Origin of the sequence: Klebsiella sp. LTGPAF-6F, assembly GCF_001753185.1 — a bacterium.
Taxonomy (GTDB): Bacteria; Pseudomonadota; Gammaproteobacteria; order Enterobacterales; family Enterobacteriaceae; genus Klebsiella; species Klebsiella michiganensis.
The window spans coordinates 5,096,612-5,121,817 of the sequence record NZ_CP017450.1 but is presented as its reverse complement, the minus strand read 5'-3'; the positions used below and the strand labels follow the sequence as shown (position 1 = coordinate 5,121,817).

The following is a 25,206-nucleotide window of genomic DNA, read 5'->3' as shown; positions in this document are numbered from 1 at the left end:
GCACGAACTTGTAGCCCGGACAGATGCGTAGCATCGCCTCCGGGGGCTTTTACGGCCTTACGGTGCCGGGTAGGTATAAACCTGATGCACCGCTTCAATCTCGGCTAAAACCTCTGCGCTCAGCTCCAGATGCAGGCTTTCGACGTTGGTTTTCAGCTGCTCCATGGTCGTCGCGCCCAGCAGGGTGCTGGCGACAAACGGCTGACGACGTACGAAGGCCAGCGCCATCTGCGCCGGGTCAAGGTTGTGCCGCTTCGCGATATCGACATAGGCCGCCACCGCTTTTTGCGTCTGCTCGCCGCTGTAGCGCGTAAAACGGCTGAACAGCGTATTGCGCGCGCCTGCCGGTTTTGCGCCGTTGAGGTATTTCCCGGTCAGCGTACCGAACGCCAGGCAGGAATAGGCCAGCAGCTCCACGCCTTCATACTGGCTGACTTCCGCCAGGCCCACTTCAAAGCTGCGGTTCACCAGGCTGTACGGGTTCTGGATCGTCACGATGCGCGGCAGGTCGTGCTTGTCCGCCAGATGAAGATAGCGCATCACGCCAAACGCCGTTTCGTTAGAGACCCCGATATAGCGAATCTTGCCGGCGCGCTGGAATTCGGCCAGCGCGTCCAGCGTATCCAGCAGGGTGACGACCGGGGCGGAATCGGCCCAGGTGTAGCCCAGCTTGCCGAAACAGTTGGTCGGGCGCTGCGGCCAGTGTACCTGATAGAGGTCGAGATAATCGGTCTGCAGGCGCTTCAGGCTGTCGTGCAGCGCCTCGCGGATGTTTTTACGATCCAGCTTGTGGTCAGGACGAATGCTGCTGTCGTTATTGCGGGCAGGGCCGCTCACTTTAGAGGCGATAATCAGCTTTTCGCGATTGCCGCGCTTCGCCAGCCAGTTACCGACGTAGGTTTCCGTCAGGCCCTGGGTTTCCGGGCGCGGCGGGACGGGATACATTTCCGCGACGTCAATCAGGTTAATGCCCTGACTCACCGCGTAATCGAGCTGCTCGTGCGCGTCTGCCTCGCTATTCTGCTCACCAAACGTCATTGTGCCCAGCCCCAGCGTGCTGATTTCAAGAGAACTGTGTGGGATACGGTGATACTGCATAGCCGGCTTCCTTTTTTATCAACAAGGTCAGGCGTTCCCCGACAAAGGAATATAAAAATGGCAGAGGGGGAGAAAAAGGGGAAGTAAAAAAATCAAAAAAGCCGGGCTGACGGAATCCGGCCTGATGAATCCTCGCGGACAGATCAGGTGTATCCCGACTTTTCTCTGAATGCTGAAGAATAAAGAACGCTGCTCAACGGTGCGATAAAACGCTAAATCGCGACCTGACGGCGGGACTTAACGTTTAATAATCTGCGAAACGTCGTCACGATTGATCTGCATTTTATTACCCTGCTGATCTTCGTAGCTGATAAGGCCGGTGTCGTCGTCTATGGCGGGTTTGCCGTCAGTCAGAATCATGCGACCATCTTTGGTTGCCATGACGTAATCGCTGCTGCAACCGGAAACCGAGAACGCCAGTCCTACGGCGGAAATCAATACTGCCCATTTTTTCATCGCTATCACCCCTATTATAGCCGCACCTCGTACCAGTATATTAATAGCCTGATTTGTGAGACATAAAAAGCAGTTAAGTCTTAAAAAAGAATTGCAGCCCGTTTCAGGGCTGCATTTTAGCGGGCTACAGCGGATTTTTTTTATTGCGCAGCAGGTTGAGACTTTCAACCGCAATCGAAAAGAACATCGCGAAATAGATGTAGCCTTTCGGCACGTGCACGTCGAAACTTTCGAGCATCAGCGTAAAGCCGACGAGGATCAAAAACGACAGCGCCAGCATTTTCACCGAAGGATGGCGGTCAACAAAATCGCCTATCGAACGGGCGGCAACCATCATCACCAGCACCGCGATAACCACTGCCGCCATCATAATAAACAGATGGTCCGACAGCCCGACGGCGGTGATCACCGAATCGAGGCTGAAAATAATATCCAGCAGCATAATCTGCACGATGGCGCCCATAAATGAATGGACGTTGGTTTTCAGCCCTTCTTCTTCGCCTTCAATGGATTCGTGAATTTCTTTACTCGCCTTCCAGATCAGGAACAGCCCGCCCAGCAGGAGGATCAGATCGCGGAACGAGATCTCCTGGCCTAGCACGGTAAAGAGAGGATTAGTGAGCTTGACGACCCACGCGATTGACGCCAGCAGCGCCAGACGCATGATCATCGCCCCCATCAGCCCAATACGGCGGGCGTGGGCCCGTTGCGCTGTGGGCAGTTTTGCCACCACCAGAGAGAGAAAAATAATATTATCGATCCCGAGCACTATCTCCAGCAGCGTCAGCGTACCAAGCGCCAGCCAGGCGTTAGGATCGGTTACCCATGCAAATAACATCGTTCAAAGTCCTGCAAAATAGAAAGATGCGATTATATGCAACCGCCACGGCAGAACAAAAAATTAATCATCTCCAGGCCGTTATTTCGAGGAGAGAAGGAAATGGCGGGCGAGCAGGGCGGCGGTAAAGTTTTTCTTCAGATAGAAACCGCGCGGTAGGGTGAGGATCGGTTCGCCGCGGGCGCCTACCGCCTCGGTCAGCGCTTTGCTGTTTGCCGCTTTCGGGCGCAGCTGCAGCACTTCGCCGTGGCGGGCGGTGATGCGCTCGACCTGGCCGAGGACGATCAAATCCATCAGCTCTTCCCAATCCATACGCAGCTGGCGATCTTCTTCTTCGCTGGGGCTCCACAGCAGCGGTGCGCCGACGCGGCGTTCGGCCAAAGGAATCGCGCGATCGCCCTCTACCGGTACCCACAGTACCCGCTTGAGCTTATGACGCACGTGGCTGCTCTCCCAGGTGACGCCGCTGTTGCCGGTCAGCGGCGCGACGCAGACGAAGGTGGTTTCCAGCGGGCGACCTGATGAATCGATGGGGATGGTTTTCAGCTCGACGCCGAGGGCGGCGAAATCCTGCTCCGGCTTGCTGCCTGCGCTGGCGCCAAGCCATATCTCCAGCAGGATGCCGATCCAGCCTTTATCACGCTTTAAATCGCGCGGAATCGGAATCCCGGCAAGCTGGGCCAGCTCCCCCAGCGAATATCCTGCCAGCTGCTGCGCCTGGGCCAGAAGCTGCTCCTGGCTTTGCGGGGGGGATAAGAGCGGCGCGATGGTCGGCATAGCGTAAAACCTCTGACTAAAAAGTGAGCAGTAATTTCATCCGTTGTGGATAGAGTTTACCTTTTCTTGAGTAAGTATGACAATTTGATGATTCATATGGTTTTTTTTGCGATTTTTTGCCGCGGTGAAAATGGTGAAACCGGGTTTTCCAGAACTGGTCACCGACAATGAACAGGATCTTACACCCTGTTATCCACAGAAAAATGGGATAACTGGGGAAAAGCCCCACTACTGTTTCCATTTACAGCCTTGACGTGAGATGAAAATCGAGTTTTTAGACAAAATATGCCCAGAGCACATGCGTAATCTGTGGATAAAACCAACATTGCTCGATCTTTCATCAGTTCCAGGATCTCTTATGTGATGATCGTCACGTTATACTGTGAATTATGAAATTTTAACATGCTAACTTTATGAAAATTAGGTCATTATAATCAGGTGCTATCGCTACGCTGTTCGGATGATTCCGGGTTTTCCCTGGTTAATTCCGTACTTCTTCACAACTCTATCCACAGAAAAAGTGAATAAAATCGTCCGGGTATGGCTTTCGCTGTTTATAACTCCGGGTATTACTGTGAGTTATTCAAATGTTATTCGATCTCATCCCCCTCACAGAGTGGTTTACCGTTTCCAACGAGTATGAAACAATCATTCACATTGAAGCTTATTTTGAGGTAGTCCGGTGATTGATGACGATGGCTACCGCCCAAATGTCGGTATTGTAATCTGTAATCGCCAGGGCCAGGTTATGTGGGCCAGGCGCTATGGTCAGCACTCGTGGCAGTTCCCGCAAGGGGGCATAAATCCAGGGGAATCAGCAGAGCAGGCGATGTATCGGGAATTGTTCGAAGAAGTTGGGCTAAGCCGTAAAGATGTGCGGATCCTTGCTTCAACCCGTAACTGGTTGCGTTACAAATTGCCTAAACGTTTGGTGCGTTGGGACACAAAGCCGGTATGTATCGGCCAGAAACAGAAGTGGTTTCTCCTGCAATTGATCGGCAGCGATGCGGATGTCAATATGCAAACCAGCAGTACACCTGAGTTTGATGGCTGGCGATGGGTAAGCTACTGGTACCCGGTGCGTCAGGTGGTGTCGTTTAAGCGCGACGTATACCGCAGGGTGATGAAAGAGTTTGCCAGCGTCACCATGGCGCTGGCGGAAAGCACGCCTAAGCCGCAAAGCGCGCCTGCATATCGACGTAAAAGAGGTTAAGCCACGCACATTATGCTCACTCGGTTGCGAGAAATAGTCGAGAAGGTCGCGAGTGCGCCGCGTTTAAACGAGGCGCTGGATATCCTGGTCACCGATATCTGCGCCGCGATGGAGACGGAAGTCTGTTCGGTTTATCTGGCTGACAATGACCGACGCTGTTATTACCTGATGGCGACGCGCGGGTTGAAAAAGCCGCGCGGGCGCATCGTTGCGCTCGCTTTTGACGAAGGTCTGGTGGGCCTGGTTGGCCGCCTGGCCGAACCCATTAACCTCGCCGACGCGCAAAAGCACCCCAGCTTTAAATATATTCCCGCGGTCAAAGAGGGCCGCTTTCGCGCCTTCCTCGGCGTGCCGATTATCCAGCGGCGTCAGCTGCTCGGCGTGCTGGTTGTGCAGCAGCGCGAACTGCGCCAGTTTGACGAAAGCGAAGAGTCCTTCCTGGTCACCCTGGCCACGCAAATCGCCGGCATTCTCTCTCAATCCCAGCTGAACGCGCTGTTTGGTCAATATCGTCAGACCCGCATCCGCGCGCTGCCCGCCTCGTCAGGCGTGGCGATTGCCGAAGGCTGGATGGACGTCAGCCTGCCGCTGATGGAGCAGGTTTATGAAGCCTCGACGCTCGATACCGCTTCCGAGCGCGAGCGGCTGACCGGCGCGCTGGAAGAGGCGGCGAATGAGTTTCGCCGCTACAGCAAACGCTACGCTGCCGGCGCGCAGAAAGAGACGGCGGCCATCTTTGACCTCTATTCGCACCTGCTTTCCGACGCGCGCCTGCGCCGCGAGCTGTTCGCTGAAGTGGATAAAGGCGCGGTGGCCGAATGGGCGGTGAAGAAGATCATCGAGAAATTCGCCGAACAGTTTGCCGCGCTCAGCGACGGCTATCTGAAAGAGCGCGCGGGCGATCTGCGCACGCTGGGCCAGCGGCTGCTTTTCCATCTCGATGACAGTATCCAGGGGCCCAATACCTGGCCGGAGCGCATCGTGCTGGTGGCGGATGAACTGTCGGCCACCACCTTAGCGGAGGTTCCTCAGGATCGTTTAGCCGGCGTGGTGGTGCGCGATGGCGCGGCGAACTCCCACGCCGCGATTATGGTGCGCGCGCTGGGCATTCCGACGGTGATGGGGGCGGATATTCAGCCTTCGCTGCTGCACGGCCATACGCTGATTGTCGACGGCTATCGCGGCGAGCTGCTGGTGGATCCCGAGCCGGTGCTGCTGCAAGAGTATCAGCGCCTGATCAGCGAAGAGAACGAGCTTAGCCGCCTGGCCGAGGACGATCTTGAACGCGCTTCCGAACTGAAAAGCGGCGAGCGGGTAAAAGTCATGCTCAACGCGGGCCTGAGCCCCGAGCATGAAGAAAAACTCGGCAATTTCGTCGACGGTATCGGTCTTTACCGTACCGAAATCCCCTTTATGCTGCAAAGCGGCTTCCCTTCCGAAGAGGAGCAGGTTGCCCAGTATCAGGGCATGCTGCAGATGTTCAACGAGAAATCGGTGACGCTGCGCACGCTGGACATCGGCGCGGATAAACAGCTGCCGTATATGCCGATCAGCGAAGAGAATCCGTGCCTTGGCTGGCGCGGTATTCGGATCACGCTCGATCAGCCGGAGATCTTTCTGGTACAGGTCCGCGCGATGCTGCGGGCCAACGCGGCAACCGGAAACCTCAGCATCCTGCTACCGATGGTCACCAGCCTGGATGAAGTGGATGAGGCTCGTCGCCTGATCGATCGCGCCAGCCGCGAAGTGGAAGAGATGATCGGCTACGCCATTCCCCGCCCGCGTCTTGGCGTGATGCTGGAAGTGCCGTCGATGGTCTTTATGCTGCCGCAGCTGGCGAACCGCGTTGATTTTATCTCCGTTGGCACCAACGATCTGACCCAGTACATTCTGGCGGTGGATCGCAACAACACCCGGGTCGCCAGTATGTATGACAGCCTGCATCCGGGGGTACTGCGGGCGCTGGCGATGATTGCCCGCGACGCCGAGCGTTTTGGTATCGACCTGCGCCTGTGTGGCGAAATGGCGGGCGATCCGATGTGCGTGACGATCCTGATTGGCATGGGCTATCGTCATCTGTCGATGAACGGTCGTTCGGTGGCGAGAGTGAAGTATTTGCTGCGGCGCATCGATATCAATGAAGCCCAGGAGCTTTCCCAGCGTAGCCTGGAAGCGCAGATGACCGCCGAAGTGCGCCATCAGGTCGCGGCTTTTATGGAGCGACGCGGACTCGGCGGCCTGATTCGCGGCGGCCGCTAGCGCGGGCTACGGTTCATGAATTTGTAGCCCGGGTAAGGCGTTAGCCGTGACCCGGGACTACGCTGACGAGGTTCGGGCGGCCTGAGGGTCAGGTAGCCCGGACAGGCGCAGCGCGCCGCCTCCGGGAATGCTCAGCCGCGAATTCGCATTCGTATACATATCTTTTACATGTCCGGCGCGGATCGCCCTTCGCGCTTATGCTATCATTCGCAGCCTTTGGAGCGCCCGTTTCTGACGCGCGCGAACGATCCCCGCTGTCCACTTTCGGCGGAATAACAAGTGTTTATGGTGACAGATGAATAGTGGCTACCTGCATTTTCCGGAGTTTGATCCGGTAATTTTTTCCATTGGACCGGTCTCCCTGCACTGGTACGGTCTGATGTACCTGGTTGGGTTTGTTTTTGCGATGTGGTTGGCCACCCGTCGGGCCAATCGTCCGGGCAGCGGTTGGACAAAAAACGAAGTTGAAAACCTGCTGTACGCCGGCTTCCTCGGGGTTTTCCTCGGCGGGCGTCTTGGCTATGTCTTCTTCTACAACCTGCCGGTGTTCCTCGACGATCCGCTCTATCTGTTCCGCGTCTGGGACGGCGGTATGTCCTTCCACGGCGGCCTGATCGGCGTGATTCTGGTGATGATCATTTTCGCCAAACGCACGAAGCGTACCTTCTTCCAGGTTTCCGACTTCATTGCGCCGCTGATTCCGTTTGGCCTCGGCGCCGGGCGTCTGGGCAACTTTATCAACGGCGAACTGTGGGGGCGCGTCGATCCGAACTTCCACTACACCATGATTTTCCCCGGCTCTCGGGCGGAAGACCTGGCGCTGCTGCCGTCGCATCCTGAGTGGCAATCGCTGTTCGATACCTACGGCGCGCTGCCGCGTCATGCTTCGCAGCTCTATGAGCTGGCGCTGGAAGGCGTCGTCCTGTTCCTGATCCTGAACCTGTTTATCCGCAAGCCGCGTCCGGCCGGTTCCGTTTCCGGCCTGTTCCTCATTGGCTACGGTCTGTTCCGCATCATCGTGGAGTTCTTCCGTCAGCCCGATGCCCAGTTTACCGGCGGCTGGGTACAGTACATCAGCATGGGGCAGATTCTTTCGATTCCGATGGTGCTTGCGGGTATCATCATGATGGTCTGGGCGTACCGTTGTCGTCCGCAGCAACAAAATTCTTGAGGAACCATGAAACAGTATCTTGATTTGATGCAGAAAGTGCTCGATGAGGGCACGCAAAAAAATGACCGCACCGGTACCGGCACCGTCTCCATCTTCGGTCACCAGATGCGTTTTAACCTGCAGGAAGGATTCCCGTTGGTGACGACCAAGCGCTGTCATTTACGCTCCATCATCCATGAACTGCTGTGGTTCCTGCAGGGTGACACCAACGTGGCGTATCTGCACGAAAACAACGTCACTATCTGGGACGAATGGGCGGATGAAAACGGCGATCTGGGGCCGGTTTACGGTAAGCAGTGGCGCTCCTGGCCCGCGCCGGACGGCCGTCATATCGACCAGATCAGCACGGTGATGGAACAGCTGAAAAACGACCCGGATTCTCGCCGGATTATCGTCTCGGCATGGAACGTCGGCGAGCTGAACAAAATGGCGCTGGCCCCGTGCCACGCGTTCTTCCAGTTCTACGTCGCCGACGGCAAGCTCTCCTGCCAGCTCTATCAGCGCTCGTGCGACGTATTCCTCGGCCTGCCGTTCAATATTGCCAGCTACGCGCTGCTGGTGCATATGGTGGCGCAGCAGTGCGACCTCGAAGTGGGCGATTTTGTCTGGACCGGCGGCGATACGCACCTGTACAGCAACCACATGGAGCAGACGCATCTGCAGCTGAGCCGCGAACCGCGGGCGCTGCCGAAGCTGGTGATCAAACGTAAGCCGGCATCGATTTTCGACTACCGTTTTGAAGACTTCGAAATCGAAGGCTACGACCCGCATCCGGGGATTAAAGCGCCGGTGGCGATTTAATCCGGAAGTGACGACGAAAAACCGGCGCCTGCGAGCGCCGGTTTTTTTATGCCTCAGCCGGGCCGACGGCCAGCTTTATTCCCCCGACGGAACGCTTTTTTGCGAGCAGATTTCCTGCACTGTTGAAACCCGCTGCAACGCCTTTAATACTCTCCGGCGCGCGCCGCAAACCCGTATTTTACCGTTCGAATAAAGCCTCAATGCTCCGCATACTCGACCCATGAACAGAGAACATGGCTATACCCTGATTGAAACCCTGCTCACCATGGTCGTGGTTGTCATTCTCGGCGCCAGCGGGCTGTACGGCTGGCAGAGCTGGCAACGGCAGCAGCGCCTGTGGCAAACCGCCTGCCAGGTCCGCGACTACCTGGTACTGCTACGCGATGACGCCAACTGGCACAACCGCGACAGGGTATTAAGCGTCGGCCAAAGCGCGGAGGGCTGGTGCCTGAGCGCCAGCGGGGCGATGGCCGACTGTCTCCTCAGGGACGCTTTCACGCTGCAACCGCTATGGCCGGAGGTTTCGCTCAGCGCGATGACGCCGGGGCTGGGGTTTTATGGCCTGCGTAATACCGCCTGGGCCGGGCATATCCGCCTGCAAAGCGCGGCGGGCGGCTGGAACATTATCGTTTCTCACTGGGGGCGCATCCGCCTGTGTCGCGGCGAGGAGACGGCATCGTGTCTGTAAAACAGCGCGGCTTTTCCCTGCCGGAAACGCTGATCGCGATGGCCATCAGCTCCGTGCTGCTGCTCGGCAGCGCGCGTTTTCTTCCGGCGCTGCAGTGGGCCGCGCTTCGCCAGACCCGGCAGCAGTCGCTGGAAAATGAGCTCTGGCAGCGAATCTACACCGTCGCGAAGCATCTGCAGCGCGCCGGATACTGCCGCGGCCGCTGTTACGGGCAGGCGCTGTATATCGCAAAGGGCGGTGATTGCCTGCTGGTGAGCTGGGATAGCAACAGCGATGGCGTCTGGAATAGCGCGCCGTCATCGGAATCGGATACCACCGGGTTTCGCCTGCGCGATGGCGCGCTGGAAACCCTGCGCGGCGCAAGCGCCTGCAGCGGCAAAGGCTGGGAGAAAATGACCAACCCGGCGGCGATTCAGATCACCGCGTTTCAGGTTACGCGCCTGGAGAGGGCGGGCTTCGCGCCTGAATTATCGATTACCCTTGCGGCGCACTCGGTCGCCGACCCGCAAATCCGCGCGCGGGCGGAATACGGCGTAACGGGATATAACCTGTGAATCGCCAGCGCGGGCTCTCTTCGCTGCTGATGGTGCTGCTGCTGTTAGCGCTCGGCACGCTATTACTCCAGGGGCTGCACCAGCAGCAGCGTTCGCTGTTAGCGCAGACGGCCAGCGAAACGCGGGCGCTTGGCGATGCCGCTGACGCGCATTCCGCGCTGCAGTGGGGAAAGGGGCTCGTCTGGCCGCTTCAGGAAACGGTTAGCTGCCAGCAGAACGCGGCGCTCGGCTGGCGCGCCTGCCTGCGAGTCTTTAGCGACGCCTCGGTATTGCTGATTGGCGGCAGCGGTGGCGGCGGCATGCTGCTGTGGCAGTCAGGCGCAATCGAACAAAACCGCGTCCGTTTTTCGTCCCACGGCTGGAGCGATTTTTGCCCGTTAAAGGAGGCGAGCCTATGCCAGATGCCCTGAGGTGGCAGAGAGGGTTTAGCCTGCCCGAAACGCTGCTGGCTTTAGTCTTGCTTATCGCAACCGTGACTGCGCTGGCGGGCTATCAGCGTGGGCTGGCCAACGGCTTTATGCAGCTCAACCAGTACCGTCAGCTGTGGCGCGATGCGTGGCGATTCAGTCAGCTTAGCCCACCGGTGATTCCCGAGAATCGCCAGGTATCCCGCATGCAGACATCGGTGCAAAGATGTGTCAGCATCACGGTAACGATCACGATGCCCGCAGCCAGGCGGGCGCAGATGACCCGGCTGCACTGCCCGGTCAGTCAGTAGCCAGGAGCGAATATGTTAAGGGTGTACCACTCAAACCGTCTGGATGTGCTTGAAGCCTTGATGGAGTTCATCGTCGAGCGCCAGCGGCTGGATGACCCTTTTATGCCGGAAATGGTGCTGGTACAGAGTACCGGGATGGCGCAGTGGCTGCAGATGACGCTGGCGCAGCGCTTCGGGATTGCGGCCAACATTGAGTTCCCGCTACCCGCCAGTTTTATCTGGGACATGTTCGTGCGGGTGTTAAAAGATATTCCCGGAGAAAGCGCGTTCAGCAAGCAAAGTATGAGCTGGAAACTCATGACCCTGCTACCGCAGCGGCTGAACGATGAAGCCTTTACGCTACTGCGCCACTATCTGCACGACGATAGCGACAAGCGCAAGCTGTTTCAGCTGGCCGCCAGAGTGGCGGATCTCTATGACCAGTATCTGGTTTATCGCCCCGAGTGGCTGATGCGCTGGGAGGCCGACCAGCGCGTTGACGGGCTTGGAGACGCGCAGGAGTGGCAGGCGCCGCTGTGGAAAGCGCTGGTGGAATATACCGCTGAGCTGGGCCAGCCGCTGTGGCATCGCGCCAATTTATACCAACGCTTTATCAGCGCGCTTGAGGCCGCCGAACAGCCGCCCGCCGGGCTACCGTCGCGGGTGTTTATCTGCGGGATTTCGGCGCTGCCGCCGGTATACCTGCAGGCGCTCCAGGCGCTGGGTAAGCATGTCGATGTATATGTTCTCTTCACTAACCCGTGCCGCTACTACTGGGGCGACATTAAAGATCCGGCATTTCTGGCAAAGCTGCTCTCCCGCCAGCGCCGCCACCACCGCGAAACGACGCGAGAGCTGCCCCTGTTTCGCGATACGCAACAGGCTCCGGGGTTATTCAACGATGCCGGGGAACAGGATGTCGGCAATCCGCTGCTGGCCTCCTGGGGCAAGCTGGGGCGCGACTATATCTACCTGCTGGCGGGTCTTGAGCGCTATGAAGAGCTGGACGCCTTTGTCGATATCGCGCCGGATAACCTGTTGCATAATCTTCAGGCGGATATTCTCGAACTGCGTAATGCGGCGGTGGCCGGGCGCAGCGCCGAGGAGTTTGCCAACAGCCGCAGCAAGCGGCTGCTGGCGGCGGACGACCGCAGCCTGACGATTCATGTCTGCCATAGCCCGCAGCGCGAGGTTGAGGTGCTGCACGACCGGCTGCTGGCGATGCTCGAAGAGAATCCCGAGCTCACGCCGCGCGATATTATCGTCATGGTGGCGGATATCGATAGCTACAGCCCCTATATTCAGGCGGTCTTCGGCAGCGCCAGCGGCGAGCGCTGGCTGCCGTGGGCGATATCCGACCGGCGGGCCCGCGAATCGCATCCGGCGCTGCAGGCGTTTATCACCCTGCTTTCGCTGCCCGACAGCCGCTTTGCCAGCGAAGACGTGCTGGCGCTGCTGGATGTGCCGGTGCTGGCCGCGCGCTTTAACATTAACGAAGAGGGGCTACGCTACCTGCGCCAGTGGGTTAACGAATCCGGCGTACGCTGGGGAATGGATGACGACAACGTGCGTGAACTCGATCTCCCGGCTACCGGCCAGCATACCTGGCGCTTTGGCCTGACGCGTATGCTGTTGGGCTACGCCATGGACAGCAGCGAAGGGGAGTGGCGCTCGGTGCTGCCTTATGATGAGTCGAGCGGGCTTATCGCCGAGCTGGTGGGCAACCTGGCATCGCTGCTGATGCAGCTTAATCTCTGGCGCCGCGGGCTGGCCCAGGATCGCCCATTAGCCGAGTGGCTGCCGGTATGCCGCGACCTGCTGAACGACTTCTTCCTTCCGGACAGCGAAACGGAAGCCGCCCTGGCGCTGATAGAACAGCAGTGGCAGGCGGTGATTGACGGCGGCGTCGACGCGCAGTATGGCGAAACGGTACCGCTCTCTTTGCTGCGCGATGAGCTGTCCCAGAGGCTCGATCAGCAGCGCATCAGCCAGCGCTTTCTCGCCGGCCCGGTTAACATTTGTACCCTGATGCCGATGCGTTCGATTCCTTTCAAGGTGGTCTGCCTGCTGGGGATGAACGACGGCGTTTATCCGCGCACCCTGGCGCCGCTGGGCTTCGATTTAATGAGCCAGAAGCCGCAGCGCGGAGACCGTAGCCGCCGCGACGACGACCGCTATCTGTTCCTTGAAGCCCTGATGTCGGCCGAGCAGAAGCTCTATATCAGCTATATCGGCCGTTCCATTCAGGACAATAGCGAGCGCTATCCCTCCGTTCTGGTTCAGGAGCTGGCGGACTACATCGGCCAGAGCCACTGTCTGGAAGGGGACGAAGAGCTGGACTGCGATGCCAGCGAACGGCGGGTCAAAGAGCACATCACGCATCTGCATACCCGCATGCCTTTCGATGCCGCCAATTTTCTGGCTAATGAAGATCAAAGCTATGCCCGGGAATGGCTGGCGGCCGCCAGCCAGCAGGGGGAAGCGCACGGCGCGTTCATCCAGCCGCTACCGGTACCGGACATCGATCACTTACCGTTCGAACAGCTGCTGCGCTTCTGGCAGCATCCTGTTCGCGCGTTCTTTCAGCAGCGGCTGCGGGTGAATTTCCGCTCGGAGGAGAGCGAGATCCCCGACGATGAACCTTTTACCCTCGAAGGGCTGAGCCGCTATCAGCTGAACCAGCAGCTGCTCAATACGCTGATTGAGCAGCAGGACGCCTCGGCAATGTATCGCCGCTTCCGTGCCGCCGGCGAGCTACCCTATGGCGCGTTCGGCGAACTGGCCTGGGAGACCCAGCGGCAGGAGATGCAAAATCTGGCCGAACGGGTGATCGCCTGCCGCCAGCCGGGGCAGAGCATGGAAATCGATCTGCAATGCAGCGGAGTCAACATCACCGGCTGGCTGCAGCAGGTACAATCCGACGGTTTGCTGCGCTGGCGGCCTTCGCTATTAAGCGTGGCGCAGGGGATGCAACTTTGGCTGGAGCATCTTGTCTATTGTGCTAGCGGCGGAACCGGCGAAAGTCGGCTGTTTGTGCGCAAAGAGGGCGAGTGGCGTTTTCCACCGCTGGCGCAGGAGCAGGCCCAGGGCTACCTCAACGATCTGGTTGACGGTTACCTGCAGGGAATGTCCAAACCGCTGCTGCTGCTGCCGGAAAGCGGCGGCGCATGGCTAAAAGTCTGTTATGACGCCGAAAAGGATGTCATGTTAATGGACGAAGAGACGCAGCAAAAAGCGCGCAGTAAATTTCTTCAGGCTTATGAAGGGAACATGGTGGTCAGCGGCGAAGGTGCCGACGTCTGGTATCAGCGCCTGTGGCGCACGCTGGAAGCGGAATACTATGAAGAGATCCTGACGCAAACGCAGCGTTATTTGCTACCGGTGTTTCGTTTCCATCAGTCCGAATAACATTGTAATAGTATAAAAATTGCGCACTGGATGGCAGTTCATTTATGATGCGCAACGAATCACGGACTGATGTTTATAAAGGCTGCCAATTATGCAGCGCCAGGTTTGTTAATGATGAGGTCCGTGAATGCCCCGCAGTTTATGGTTCAAGGTTATTGTTTTACTGGCCGCCCTTTGGGCGCCGTTAAGTCAGGCAGACACCGGATGGCAACCGATCCAGGAAACCATCCGTAAAAGCGAAAAAGATACCCGTCAATATCAGGCGATCCGCCTCGATAACGGTATGGTAGTGCTGCTGGTTTCCGATCCCCAGGCGGTAAAATCGCTGTCGGCGCTGGTCGTTCCCGTGGGATCGCTGCAGGATCCCGCCGAGCATCAGGGGCTGGCCCACTTCCTGGAGCATATGACGCTGATGGGCTCGAAAAAGTATCCCCAGCCTGACAGCCTCGCCGAGTATCTCAAAATGCACGGCGGCAGCCACAACGCCAGCACCGCGCCGTATCGCACCGCCTTCTATCTCGAAGTGGAAAACGATGCCCTGGACGGCGCGGTCGATCGCCTGGCCGACGCCATCGCCGCGCCGCTGCTGGATAAAAAATATGCCGATCGCGAGCGTAATGCGGTTAACGCCGAGCTCACGATGGCGCGTACCCGGGACGGGATGCGAATGGCGCAGGTTAGCGCGGAAACCATTAACCCGGCGCACCCCGGCTCGCAGTTTTCCGGCGGTAACCTTGAAACGCTGAGCGACAAGCCCGGCAAACCGGTGCTTGACGCCCTGCACGCCTTTCGCGATAGCTGGTATTCCGCCAACCTGATGAAAGCGGTGATCTACAGCAACAAGCCTCTGCCGGAGCTGGCGAGCATCGCGGCGGCCACCTACGGTCGCGTGCCGAACCACGATATCAGCAAACCGGAGATTACCGTCCCGGTGGTGACCGATGCGCAAAAGGGCATCATCATTCACTACGTCCCGGCGATGCCGCGTAAAGTGCTGCGCGTGGAGTTCCGCATTGATAACAATAGCGACCAGTTCCGCAGCAAAACCGACGAGCTGGTGACCTATATGATCGGTAATCGCAGTCCCGGCACGCTCTCAGACTGGCTGCAAAAGCAGGGGCTGGTTGAAGGGATTCGCGCGGACTCCGACCCGGTGGTGAACGGCAACAGCGGGGTGCTGGCTATATCCGCGACCCTGACGGACAAAGGTCTGGCGCACCGCGATGAAGTGACCGCGGCCATCTTCAGCTACCTCAATCTGCTGCGCAGCCAGGGAATCGATAAGCGCTATTTTGATGAGCTGGCCCACGTGCTGGCGCTCGACTTCCGCTACCCGTCCATCAACCGCAATATGGATTACGTCGAATGGCTGGCGGACACCATGATCCGCGTGCCGGTCGAGCATACGCTGGACGTTGTCAACATTGCCGATCGCTACGATCCGCAGGCGATCGAAGACCGCCTGGCGATGATGACGCCGCAAAACGCCCGCATCTGGTACATCAGCCCGAAAGAGCCGCATAACAAGACCGCCTACTTCGTCAATGCGCCCTATCAGGTGGATAAGATCAGCGAGCAGACCTTTGCCGACTGGCAGCAGAAGTCCAGCGCCATCGACCTCAAGCTGCCGGTGCTGAACCCCTATATTCCGGATGATTTCAGCTTAATCAAAAGCGACAAGGCTTACCCGCATCCGCAGCTGATTGTAGATGAACCGACGCTGCGGGTGATTTACGCGCCGAGCCAGTACTTCGCCAGCGAACCGAAAGCGGATATTTCGCTGGTTCTGCGTAACCCGCAGGCAATGGACAGCGCCCGCCGGCAGGTGATGTTTGCGCTCAATGATTATCTGGCGGGCATTGCGCTCGACCAGCTCAGCAACCAGGCGGCGGTCGGGGGGATAAGCTTCTCTACCGGCGCGAATAACGGCCTGATGGTTAACGCCAACGGCTATACGCAGCATCTACCTGAGCTGTTTAACGCCCTGCTCGACGGTTACTTCAGCTATACGCCAACCGAAGAGCAGCTGGAGCAGGCTAAATCCTGGTACGCCCAGATGATGGATTCGGCGGATAAAGGCAAAGCCTACGATCAGGCGATCATGCCGATTCAGATGGTTTCTCAGGTGCCGTACTTCCAGCGCGAAGAGCGTCGGGCGCTGCTGCCATCGATCACCCTGAAAGAGGTGCTGGAATACCGCGATAATCTCAAGGCGAAAGGGCGACCGGAGCTGATGGTCATCGGTAATCTTACCGCCGATCAATCCACCGCCATGGCGCGGCAGATTCAAAAACAGCTGGGCGCCGACGGCAACGAGTGGTGCCGCAACAAAGACGTTCTGGTCGATCGTAAACAGCTGGCGATTTTTGAAAAAGCGGGCAACAGTACCGATTCCGCGCTGGCCGCCGTCTTCGCGCCGCCGGACGTGGACGAATACGCCAGCTCTGCCGCCAGCTCGCTCCTCGGGCAAATCGTACAGCCGTGGTTCTATAACCAGCTACGTACGGAAGAGCAGCTGGGCTACGCGGTCTTCGCCTTCTCGATGAACGTTGGCCGCCAGTGGGGGATGGGCTTCCTGCTGCAAAGCAGCGATAAGCAGCCGGCTTACCTCTGGCAGCGTTTCCAGGCCTTCTTCCCCACGGCGGAAGCCAAACTGCGGGCAATGAAGCCGGAAGAGTTTGCGCAGATTCAGCAGGCGTTGATCGGTCAGATGCTGGAAGCGCCGCAAACGCTGGGCGATGAAGCGTCGAAGCTGAGCAAAGATTTCGATCGCGGTAATATGCGCTTCGATTCACGTGATAAAGTAGTGGCTCAGATTAAACTGCTGACGCCGCAAAAGCTTGCCGACTTCTTCCATCAGACGGTGGTGGATCCGCAGGGCATGGCAATTCTCTCCCAGGTTTCCGGTAGCCAGAATGGCAAGGCGGAATACGCGCATCCGCAGGATGGCAAAGTCTGGGAGAACGTCAGCGCATTGCAGAAATCCTTACCCCTGATGCGAGAGAATGAATGACCGACACCGCCGAGTCTCTTGACCCACTGCGCTTGCCCCTGACGGGCGAGCGCCTGATAGAAGCCTCTGCGGGCACAGGAAAAACCTTTACCATTGCCGCCCTCTATCTGCGGCTGCTGCTGGGGCTGGGCGGGGAATCCGCCTTTCCCCGCCAGGTCAGCGTGGAAGAGCTGCTGGTAGTGACCTTTACCGAAGCGGCGACCGAAGAGCTGCGCGGGCGTATTCGCAGCAATATCCACGAGCTGCGTATCGCCTGCCTGCGCGAAAGTACCGACAATCCCCTCTACGCCGGGCTGCTGGCGGAAATCGCCGATAAAACCCAGGCGGCGCAAACGCTGCTGCTGGCCGAACGGCAGATGGACGAAGCGGCGGTATTTACCATTCACGGCTTCTGCCAGCGGATGCTGAGCCTTAACGCCTTTGAGTCCGGCATGCTGTTCGAACAGCAGCTGATTGAAGATGAATCCCGCCTGCGCTATCAGGCCTGCGCCGACTTCTGGCGTCGCCACTGCTATCCGCTGCCGCGTGACATCGCGGCGGTTATCCACGAAGCGTGGAAAGGGCCGCGCGATCTGCTGAAATCCATCGACCGCTGGCTACAGGGAGAGGCGCCGCAGCTCAAATCGCCGCCGCCGGCTGACGAAACGCTGGCCGAACGCCATCAGCAAATTATCGAACGCATCAACGCGCTGAAGCAGCAGTGGCTGGCACAGGTGGGCGAGGTTGAGGCGGTGCTGGAAAACTCGGGCCTCGACCGGCGCAAGTTTAATCGCGGCAATCAGGGGAAATGGCTGGAGAAAGTGACCGCCTGGGCCCAGGAAGAGACCCTGAGCTACCAGCTTCCGGATGCGCTGGAGAAGTTCTCCCAGGCCTTCTTGCTTGAGCGCACCAAAGCGGACGGCGCGCCGCCGGTACACCCGCTGTTCAGCGCGGTAGAAGCGCTGCTGGCGACACCGTTAACCTTGACCGATCTGGTGATTGCCAGGGCAATGGTTGAAATCCGCGAAGCGGTCGCGCGGGAGAAACGCCGCCGCGGCGAGCTGGGCTTTGACGATATGCTTAGCCGCCTGGATGACGCCCTGCGCGGGGAGAGCGGCGAAGCGCTGGCCAGCGCGATTCGCCAGCGCTTTCCGGTAGCGATGATCGACGAATTTCAGGATACCGACCCCCAGCAGTACCGAATCTTTCGCCGCATCTGGCGGCGTCAGGCAGACACCGCGCTGCTGCTGATTGGTGATCCCAAGCAGGCCATTTACGCCTTCCGCGGCGCGGATATCTTTACCTACATGAAAGCGCGTGGGGACGTCACCGCCCACTATACGCTCGATACCAACTGGCGCTCCGCGCCGGGGATGGTTGATAGCGTCAATCGCCTGTTTAGCCTCAGCGATAACCCCTTTATGTTCCGCGAAATCCCGTTTATGCCGGTGAAGTCGGCCGATAAAAACCAGGGGCTGCGCTTTACCGTCGATGATGCTGCGGTACCGGCGATGAATATCTGGCTGATGTCGGGCGAGGCCGTCGGGGCGGGGGATTACCAGGCGTTTATGGCCCAGCTGTGCGCGGCGCAAATTCGCGACTGGCTCAGCGCGGGCCAGCAGGGCAAGGCGCTGCTGTGGCGCGGTGAAAAAGCTGAACCCGTGCGGGCTTCGGACATCACGGTGCTGGTGCGCAATCGTCAGGAGGCGTCGTTAATTCGCGATGCCCTTCAGCTGCTGTCGATTCCCTCCGTTTATCTCTCCAATCGCGATAGCGTGTTTGAAACCCCCGAGGCGCAGGAGCTGCTGTGGGTGCTGCAGGCGGTGCTGGCCCCCGAGCGGGAAAATACCCTGCGCAGCGCGCTGGCGACCGCAATGTTCGGCCTCAACGCGCAGGACATTGAAAACCTCAACCAGAGCGAACGGGCCTGGGATGAGCTGGTAGAAGAGTTTAGCGGCTACCGGCAAGTCTGGCGGCAGCGCGGCGTGATGCCGATGCTGCGCGCGCTGATGACCGCGCGGCGTATTGCCGAAAACCTGCTGGCGACCAGCGGCGGCGAGCGGCGCCTGACCGATATCCTGCATATCAGCGAGCTGCTACAGGAGGCGGCGAACCAGCTGGAGAGCGAACATGCGCTGGTGCGCTGGCTGGCGCAGCATATCGCCGAGCCGGATAGCAACGCCTCCAGCCAGCAGATGCGCCTGGAGAGCGATAAGCACCTGGTGCAGATCGTCACCATCCATAAATCGAAAGGGCTGGAGTATCCGCTGGTCTGGCTGCCGTTTATTGCGCGTTTCCGTAAACAGGATCAGGCGTTTTATCACGACAGAACTTCCTTTGCCGCCGTTCTCGACCTGGGGCAGGCGGAGGGCAGCATGGAGCTGGCGGAGGCCGAACGCCTGGCCGAAGATCTGCGCCTGCTTTACGTCGCGCTGACCCGTGCGGTCTGGCACTGCAGCCTTGGCGTTGCGCCGCTCAGCACCCGGCGCAGCGACAAGCCCGGCGCCAGCGATTTTCACCACAGCGCGCTGGGCCGCCTGCTGCAGGGCGGGGAAGCGATGGATGCCGCAGGGCTGATGGCCCGCCTGCAGGCGTTCTGCAGCGGGGAGATCGCCCTGCAGCTCCCGTATACGGCTGCGCCAACGCCGTGGCAGGCTCCGCAGGCGGCGCTACCGCCGCTTTCAGCCCGTTTGCTCGCGCGTTCGGTGACCGATGACTGGCGGGTCACCAGCTACTCCGGCCTGCAGCAGAATGGACACAGCGCGGCGCAGGATCTTCTGCCGCGTCTGGATGTCGATGCCGCCGGCGTCGGTGAGGTCGCGGAAGAGCCGCAGCTTACTCCGCACCAGTTCCCCCGCGGCGCGTCGCCGGGGACGTTTCTCCACAGTTTGTTCGAAGATCTCGATTTTACCCAGCCGGTTCCCGCCGACTGGATGGCGGCCAGGCTCCAGCTGAGCGGCTTCGAGGAAAAGTGGACCCCGGTACTGACCGCATGGCTCGACGGCGTGCTGCGTACCCCTCTGCCCGGCGCGGGCATCGCCCTTAATCAGCTGAGCGAAGGCGATAAACAGGTGGAGATGGCGTTTTATCTGCCCATCGAACAGCCGCTGGATCCCCTGCGTCTGGATGCGCTGATTCGTCAGTACGATCCGCTCTCCGTGGATACCCCAACGCTCGATTTCCGCCAGGTGCGTGGGATGCTGAAAGGCTTTATCGACCTGGTGTTTCGCCACAACGGCCGCTATTACCTGCTGGATTACAAATCCAACTGGCTGGGGGAAAATCGCGAGGCCTATACCCAGGACGCGATGCGGCAGGCAATGCGTTCGCACCGTTACGATTTGCAGTATCAGCTCTATAGCCTGGCGCTGCACCGATATTTACGCCACCGCATTGCCGATTATGATTACGAACGCCACTTCGGCGGCGTTATTTATCTCTTTTTACGCGGCATGGACGGGCAGGACGGCGGGCAGGGTATCTTCGCCACCCGGCCGGCGCTGCCGCTGATTAACGGCCTCGATGCGCTGTTTGCCGGGGAAACCCAGGAGGTTGTGCTATGACCATGGATGAACTGTTACTGCAGGCGGTTGAACAGCGCCTGCTGCGCCCGCTGGACGTCCAGTTTGCGCTCATGGTGGCGCAGGAGGCGCATCCGGCGGTGAAGCTCACCGCCGCCATTCTCAGCCGCGATGCCGGTGAAGGCCACGTCTGCCTGCCGATTTCCCGTCTCGCCGAGGATGAGCTGCTGAGCGCAAAAGCGGCAGGCCTGAGTGAGCAGATCCTTGAGCTGACCGGCGCCCCGGACGGCTGGCTGCCGCTGCTTAACGATGCTGAGGCGGTCAGCGGCGGTGAGCGCCCGACGCCGATGATCCTCTGCGGCGAACGGCTTTACCTCAACCGCATGTGGCGCAACGAATTAACCGTCGCGCGCTTTTTCAATGAGGCCAATCAGGTGCTGGAGGTGGATGAAGCCCGGCTGGCTTCGACGCTCGATGCGCTGTTTCCGCCCGCCGAGGAAACGGACTGGCAAAAAGTGGCGGCTGCGGTCGCCCTGACCCGACGGATTTCGGTGATTTCCGGCGGTCCGGGTACCGGTAAAACCACGACCGTCGCTAAACTGCTGGCCGCGCTGATCCAGACATTCTCCAGCCCGCGCTGCCGGATTCGCCTGGCGGCGCCGACCGGTAAAGCCGCGGCGCGCCTGACCGAGTCCCTCGGCGCTGCGCTGCGCCGCCTCCCTCTCAGCGACCAACAAAAGGCGCTGGTGCCCACCGAAGCCAGCACCCTCCATCGCCTGCTGGGCGCGCAGCCCGGCAGCCAGCGGATGCGCTATCACGCCGACAACCCGCTGCATCTTGACGTGCTGGTGGTGGATGAAGCCTCTATGATTGACCTGCCGATGATGTCGCGCCTGATCGACGCGCTGCCTGAGCACGGAAGGGTGATTTTCCTTGGCGACCGCGATCAGCTGGCGTCGGTAGAGGCCGGAGCGGTGCTGGGGGATATTTGCGCCTGGGTTAATGCAGGCTATACCCCGGCGCGGGCGGCACAGCTCGCCCGGTTGACCGGCCAGCCGGTACCGGCGGGCGAGGGCAACGTTGCCGGTGCGCTGCGCGACAGCCTGTGCCTGCTGCAAAAAAGCTACCGTTTTGGTCGCCATTCCGGTATCGGCCATCTGGCGTGGGCGGTGAACAGCGGCGAGCGCAGCGCGGTACGCGCAACGCTGCGTCAGTCGTTCGACGATATCGCCCTGTATCCGCTGAGCGCCACCGAAGAGTATGAAGCGATGCTGAATCAGGCGCAGGCGGGCTACGGCCGTTTCCTGCAGCTGCTGCGCGCGCGGGCTGAGCCCGAGGAGATGATCGCCGCCTTTGGCGAATTCCAGCTGCTGTGCGCGCTGCGCGAGGGGCCGTATGGGGTCAGCGGCGTGAACGAACAGCTGGAGCAGATGCTGAACCGCAAGCGGGCGATCGCGTTACCGCGGCATTCGCGCTGGTATGAAGGACGGCCGGTGATGATCTCCCGCAACGACAGCGCGCTGGGGCTGTTTAACGGCGATATCGGCATCGCGCTGGAAAGAGGCGATGGCCTGCGCGTCTGGTTCCCGATGCCCGACGGCAGCATCAAGTCGGTACAGCCAAGTCGTCTGCCGGAGCACGATACCGCCTGGGCGATGACGGTGCATAAATCGCAGGGATCGGAGTTCGATCACGCGGCGCTGATCCTGCCTTCGCGCAGCGTGCCGCTGGTAACCCGCGAGCTGGTTTATACCGCCATTACGCGTGCGAAACGGCAGCTGTCGATCTATGCCGATGAGCAGGTGCTGACTCAGGCGGTGGCTGCGCGTACCGAACGACGCAGCGGCCTGACGGATATCTTTTCCGCCCAGTGAGGTTTTCCCCGGTCGGCCGCGCGCCTTCCGGGGAGAAGGGATCAGGCCAGGTCTGCCATCAGCACCTTGGAGCGGCGCTGATAGTTGTACATCTCTTTTTTGCTCTCCGGCAGCAGGTCAACGTCGACCGGCGTAAATCCGCGCTCCTGGAACCAGTGAATGCTGCGGGTCGTAAGAACAAACAGCTTGCTGAGGCCCATTTGCTTCGCCTGCGCGGCAATGCGTTCGAGCAGCACTTCGCCGCGCGATGAGCTGCGGTAATCCGGATGCACCGCCACGCAGGCCATTTCGCCGATCTTCTCTTCCGGGAAAGGATAGAGCGCGGCGCAGGCGATGGTGGTGTTGTCGCGCTGAATAATGGTGAATTTATCGATTTCCATCTCCAGCTGTTCGCGCGAACGCCTGACCAGAATGCCCTGCTGCTCCAGAGGGCTAATCAGCTCGAGGATGCCGCCGATATCATTAATGGTGGCGCGGCGGATCTGCTCGGCGCTCTCCATCACTATCTGGGTACCGATACCGTCGCGTGAGAACAGCTCCTGCAGCAGGGTGCCGTTTTCCTGATAGCTGATCAGGTGGCAGCGGCGCACGCCGCTGCGGCAGGCTTTTACCGCGCCGCGCAGAAAGCGCACGGTGCCGGAGCTGTAGTCTTCGTCCGCTTCCATCTCTTCCACCCGCGCCTGGGCTTCGTTGGGGAACAGCTCAGGGACGATCTCGCCATCCTGATTGTGAACCCCCTGCGATGAGCAGAAGCCGATCATCTTTTCGGCTTTCAGCTTAATCGCCAGCTGGGTCGCAATCTCTTCGGAGGTCAGGTTAAAACTTTCGCCGGTGACCGACACCGCAACCGGGCCCATCAGCACAATCGCGCCGTTATCCAGCTGGCGGTGAATGGCTTCTTCATCGATGCGCCGGATGCGCCCGCTGTGGCAGTAGTCTACGCCGTCATCCACGCCTAACGGCTGCGCGATAATGAAGTTGCCGCTGACCACGTTGATATGGGCGCCCTGCAGTGGGGTGTTGTTGAGGCTCATCGACAGGCGAGCGGTAATTTCCAGCTGCAGCATGCCCGCCGCCTGCTTAACCAGCTCGAGCGTTTTGGCGTCAGTCACTCGGGTTTGTTTATGATAAACCGGCTCGTGACGATGCTCCGCAAGGTTGGCATCGATCTGCGGGCGGGCGCCATAGACCACCACCAGACGAATTCCCAGGCTGTGAAGCAGGCCAATGTCATTGACTATACTAGAGAAATTATCATGCTCGATGGCTTCTCCGCCCAGCATGATGACAAACGTTTTACCCCGATGGGCATTAATATAGGGGACAGAATGGCGGAATCCCTCTACCAGTTCGGTGCGACGTTCCTTCACCATGACACAACCTCAATGCATGATTATTCGTAATTACTGTATTTTTATTCTGTTTCGCCGGCAAACGCAAGCCCCAATTTTTGGCTGAGCCGGGAAAACAGTGTGAGCCAAATCAGGGTGTCAAAGATTGTTTACCCTTTTATAGATGACAGGTTATGCGCCTTTCGTTAAAGTTTCCGGTCAATCTGTTTGTTTTAAATACGAATGATTTCTTACTGCTTGGGAGTGGCATGTCGGGATACAAGTCAGGATTAAGCCGCCGCCGATTTTTACAGGGGGCGGGCGCCATGTGGTTAATGAGTGTGAGTCCGGTTGGGTTGGCTGCCGCGGCGCAGGTGGTTGCCGTACGCGTCTGGCCATCATCGACCTACACGCGCGTCACCGTGGAGTCCAACCATATCCTGAAATATCGGCAGTTTGCGCTCAGCAATCCTGAACGTGTGGTGGTGGATCTGGAAGGGGTTAATCTCAACTCCGTACTGAAAGGTATGGGGAGTCAGATTCGCGGTGACGATCCCTATATTCAATCCGCTCGTGTGGGGCAGTTCGATCCGCAAACCGTGCGCATGGTGTTTGAGCTGAAACAGAACGTGAAACCGCAGCTGTTTGCGCTGGCTCCTGTCGCCGGGTTTAAAGAGCGACTGGTCATGGACCTCTATCCCGCTAACGCCACCGACGTGCAGGATCCGCTGCTGGCGCTGCTCGAAGATTACAACAAAGGCGATCTTCAGCGGCAGGTTCCGCCTGCGGAGAGCGGGCCTAAACCGGGTAAAGCCGGGCGCGATCGACCCATTGTTATCATGCTCGATCCCGGCCACGGCGGCGAAGACTCCGGCGCGGTGGGAAAATACCGCACCCGCGAGAAAGACGTGGTGCTGCAGATTGCCCGACGGCTGCGCGCGCTGATCGAGAAAGAGGGCAATATGAAGGTCTATATGACCCGCAACGAGGATGTCTTTATCCCGCTGAAGGTCCGCGTCGCCAAAGCGCAGAAGCAGCGCGCCGACCTGTTTGTCTCTATTCATGCCGACGCGTTTACCAGCCGCCAGCCCAGCGGATCGTCGGTGTTTGCCCTGTCAACCAAAGGGGCCACCAGTACCGCGGCTAAATATCTGGCGCAGACCCAGAACGCCTCTGACCTGATCGGCGGCGTCAGCAAAAGCGGCGATCGCTACGTCGACCACACGATGTTCGACATGGTGCAGTCGCTGACCATCGCCGACAGCCTGAAGTTCGGCAAGGCAGTGCTGGAAAAGATGGGCAACATTAATAACCTGCACAAGAACCGGGTTGAGCAGGCGGGCTTCGCGGTGCTGAAGGCGCCGGATATTCCATCGATTCTGGTGGAAACCGCGTTTATCAGTAACGTCGAAGAAGAGCGTAAATTGAAAACGGCGAAATTCCAGCAGGAAGTTGCAGAGTCGATTCTGGCAGGGATTAAAGCCTACTTCGCCGACGGCGCGACGCTGGCAAGGCGAGGGTAACGCAA

18 protein-coding genes and 1 pseudogene are annotated in these 25,206 nt (G+C 59.2%); 13 read left to right on the top strand and 6 right to left on the bottom strand.

Annotated features, from left to right (window positions below; translation table 11 throughout):
• Positions 1–57 precede the first annotated feature (57 nt).
• From BJF97_RS23915 to BJF97_RS35545, 5 genes and pseudogenes are all read right to left on the bottom strand, one after another.
• Positions 58–1,098 carry an NADP(H)-dependent aldo-keto reductase gene (locus tag BJF97_RS23915; protein ID WP_014226662.1) on the bottom strand — a complete coding sequence of 347 codons (1,041 nt, stop codon included), beginning with the start codon at positions 1,096–1,098 and terminating at the stop codon, positions 58–60.
• A 237-nt stretch (positions 1,099–1,335) separates the two neighbouring features.
• Positions 1,336–1,554, bottom strand: coding sequence for a YgdI/YgdR family lipoprotein (locus tag BJF97_RS23910; protein WP_004105255.1), 219 nt, complete (start codon positions 1,552–1,554; stop codon positions 1,336–1,338).
• A 124-nt stretch (positions 1,555–1,678) separates the two neighbouring features.
• Entirely contained in the window at positions 1,679–2,392 is a 714-nt protein-coding gene (locus tag BJF97_RS23905) for a TerC family protein (protein ID WP_004105253.1), read from the bottom strand.
• An 81-nt stretch (positions 2,393–2,473) separates the two neighbouring features.
• Positions 2,474–3,169 carry a DNA mismatch repair endonuclease MutH gene (gene mutH, locus BJF97_RS23900; protein ID WP_014226661.1) on the bottom strand — a complete coding sequence of 232 codons (696 nt, stop codon included), beginning with the start codon at positions 3,167–3,169 and terminating at the stop codon, positions 2,474–2,476.
• A gap of 88 nt (positions 3,170–3,257) precedes the next feature.
• A pseudogene (locus BJF97_RS35545) lies at positions 3,258–3,398 on the bottom strand (hypothetical protein); the annotation flags it as partial.
• A 453-nt stretch (positions 3,399–3,851) separates the two neighbouring features.
• On the opposite strand from BJF97_RS35545, the gene rppH reads away from it, so the two are divergent.
• The 12 genes from rppH (at position 3,852) to recD (ending at position 22,347) form a co-directional block, all read left to right on the top strand.
• Complete coding sequence (gene rppH, locus BJF97_RS23895; RefSeq protein ID WP_004124593.1) at positions 3,852–4,382, top strand: RNA pyrophosphohydrolase; 531 nt, start codon at positions 3,852–3,854, stop codon at positions 4,380–4,382.
• A 12-nt stretch (positions 4,383–4,394) separates the two neighbouring features.
• The gene (gene ptsP, locus BJF97_RS23890) at positions 4,395–6,641 is read left to right on the top strand and encodes a phosphoenolpyruvate--protein phosphotransferase (protein WP_014226660.1); all 2,247 of its coding nucleotides are present in this window, start codon (positions 4,395–4,397) and stop codon (positions 6,639–6,641) included.
• A 295-nt stretch (positions 6,642–6,936) separates the two neighbouring features.
• Positions 6,937–7,812, top strand: a complete 876-nt coding sequence (gene lgt, locus BJF97_RS34425; RefSeq protein WP_014226659.1) for a prolipoprotein diacylglyceryl transferase — start codon at positions 6,937–6,939, stop codon at positions 7,810–7,812.
• 6 nt (positions 7,813–7,818) lie between these two features.
• Positions 7,819–8,613: a thymidylate synthase gene (gene thyA, locus BJF97_RS34420; protein WP_004124584.1), complete on the top strand. Its 795-nt coding sequence runs from the start codon at positions 7,819–7,821 to the stop codon at positions 8,611–8,613.
• A 220-nt stretch (positions 8,614–8,833) separates the two neighbouring features.
• A complete protein-coding gene (locus BJF97_RS23870; RefSeq protein WP_032694704.1) occupies positions 8,834–9,301 on the top strand; it encodes a prepilin peptidase-dependent protein in 468 nt (155 codons plus the stop codon).
• Complete coding sequence (locus BJF97_RS23865; protein WP_032694703.1) at positions 9,292–9,855, top strand: prepilin peptidase-dependent protein; 564 nt, start codon at positions 9,292–9,294, stop codon at positions 9,853–9,855. Before BJF97_RS23870 ends, BJF97_RS23865 begins: the two co-directional genes overlap by 10 nt.
• Positions 9,852–10,265 (top strand): DUF2509 family protein, encoded by a 414-nt coding sequence (locus tag BJF97_RS23860; protein ID WP_032694702.1) that lies wholly within the window; start codon positions 9,852–9,854, stop codon positions 10,263–10,265. Before BJF97_RS23865 ends, BJF97_RS23860 begins: the two co-directional genes overlap by 4 nt.
• On the top strand, positions 10,250–10,573 hold the full coding sequence (locus tag BJF97_RS23855) for a prepilin-type N-terminal cleavage/methylation domain-containing protein (RefSeq protein WP_032694701.1): 324 nt from the start codon (positions 10,250–10,252) through the stop codon (positions 10,571–10,573). Before BJF97_RS23860 ends, BJF97_RS23855 begins: the two co-directional genes overlap by 16 nt.
• A 12-nt stretch (positions 10,574–10,585) precedes the next feature.
• On the top strand, positions 10,586–13,960 hold the full coding sequence (gene recC, locus BJF97_RS23850) for an exodeoxyribonuclease V subunit gamma (protein WP_032694700.1): 3,375 nt from the start codon (positions 10,586–10,588) through the stop codon (positions 13,958–13,960).
• A 127-nt stretch (positions 13,961–14,087) separates the two neighbouring features.
• The gene (gene ptrA, locus BJF97_RS23845; protein ID WP_032694699.1) at positions 14,088–16,973 is read left to right on the top strand and encodes a pitrilysin; all 2,886 of its coding nucleotides are present in this window, start codon (positions 14,088–14,090) and stop codon (positions 16,971–16,973) included.
• A complete protein-coding gene (gene recB / locus BJF97_RS23840) occupies positions 16,970–20,515 on the top strand; it encodes an exodeoxyribonuclease V subunit beta (protein ID WP_064388452.1) in 3,546 nt (1,181 codons plus the stop codon). Before ptrA ends, recB begins: the two co-directional genes overlap by 4 nt.
• A complete protein-coding gene (gene recD / locus BJF97_RS23835; protein ID WP_014839419.1) occupies positions 20,512–22,347 on the top strand; it encodes an exodeoxyribonuclease V subunit alpha in 1,836 nt (611 codons plus the stop codon). The genes recB and recD overlap by 4 nt, the downstream gene beginning before the upstream one ends.
• 41 nt (positions 22,348–22,388) lie before the next feature.
• Here recD and argA read toward each other — a convergent pair whose 3' ends face one another.
• The gene (gene argA / locus BJF97_RS23830; RefSeq protein ID WP_004853841.1) at positions 22,389–23,720 is read right to left on the bottom strand and encodes an amino-acid N-acetyltransferase; all 1,332 of its coding nucleotides are present in this window, start codon (positions 23,718–23,720) and stop codon (positions 22,389–22,391) included.
• Positions 23,721–23,947: 227 nt separating this feature from the next.
• On the opposite strand from argA, the gene amiC reads away from it, so the two are divergent.
• Positions 23,948–25,201, top strand: coding sequence for an N-acetylmuramoyl-L-alanine amidase AmiC (amiC, locus tag BJF97_RS23825; RefSeq protein ID WP_014226651.1), 1,254 nt, complete (start codon positions 23,948–23,950; stop codon positions 25,199–25,201).
• The last annotated feature ends 5 nt before the right edge of the window (positions 25,202–25,206 follow it).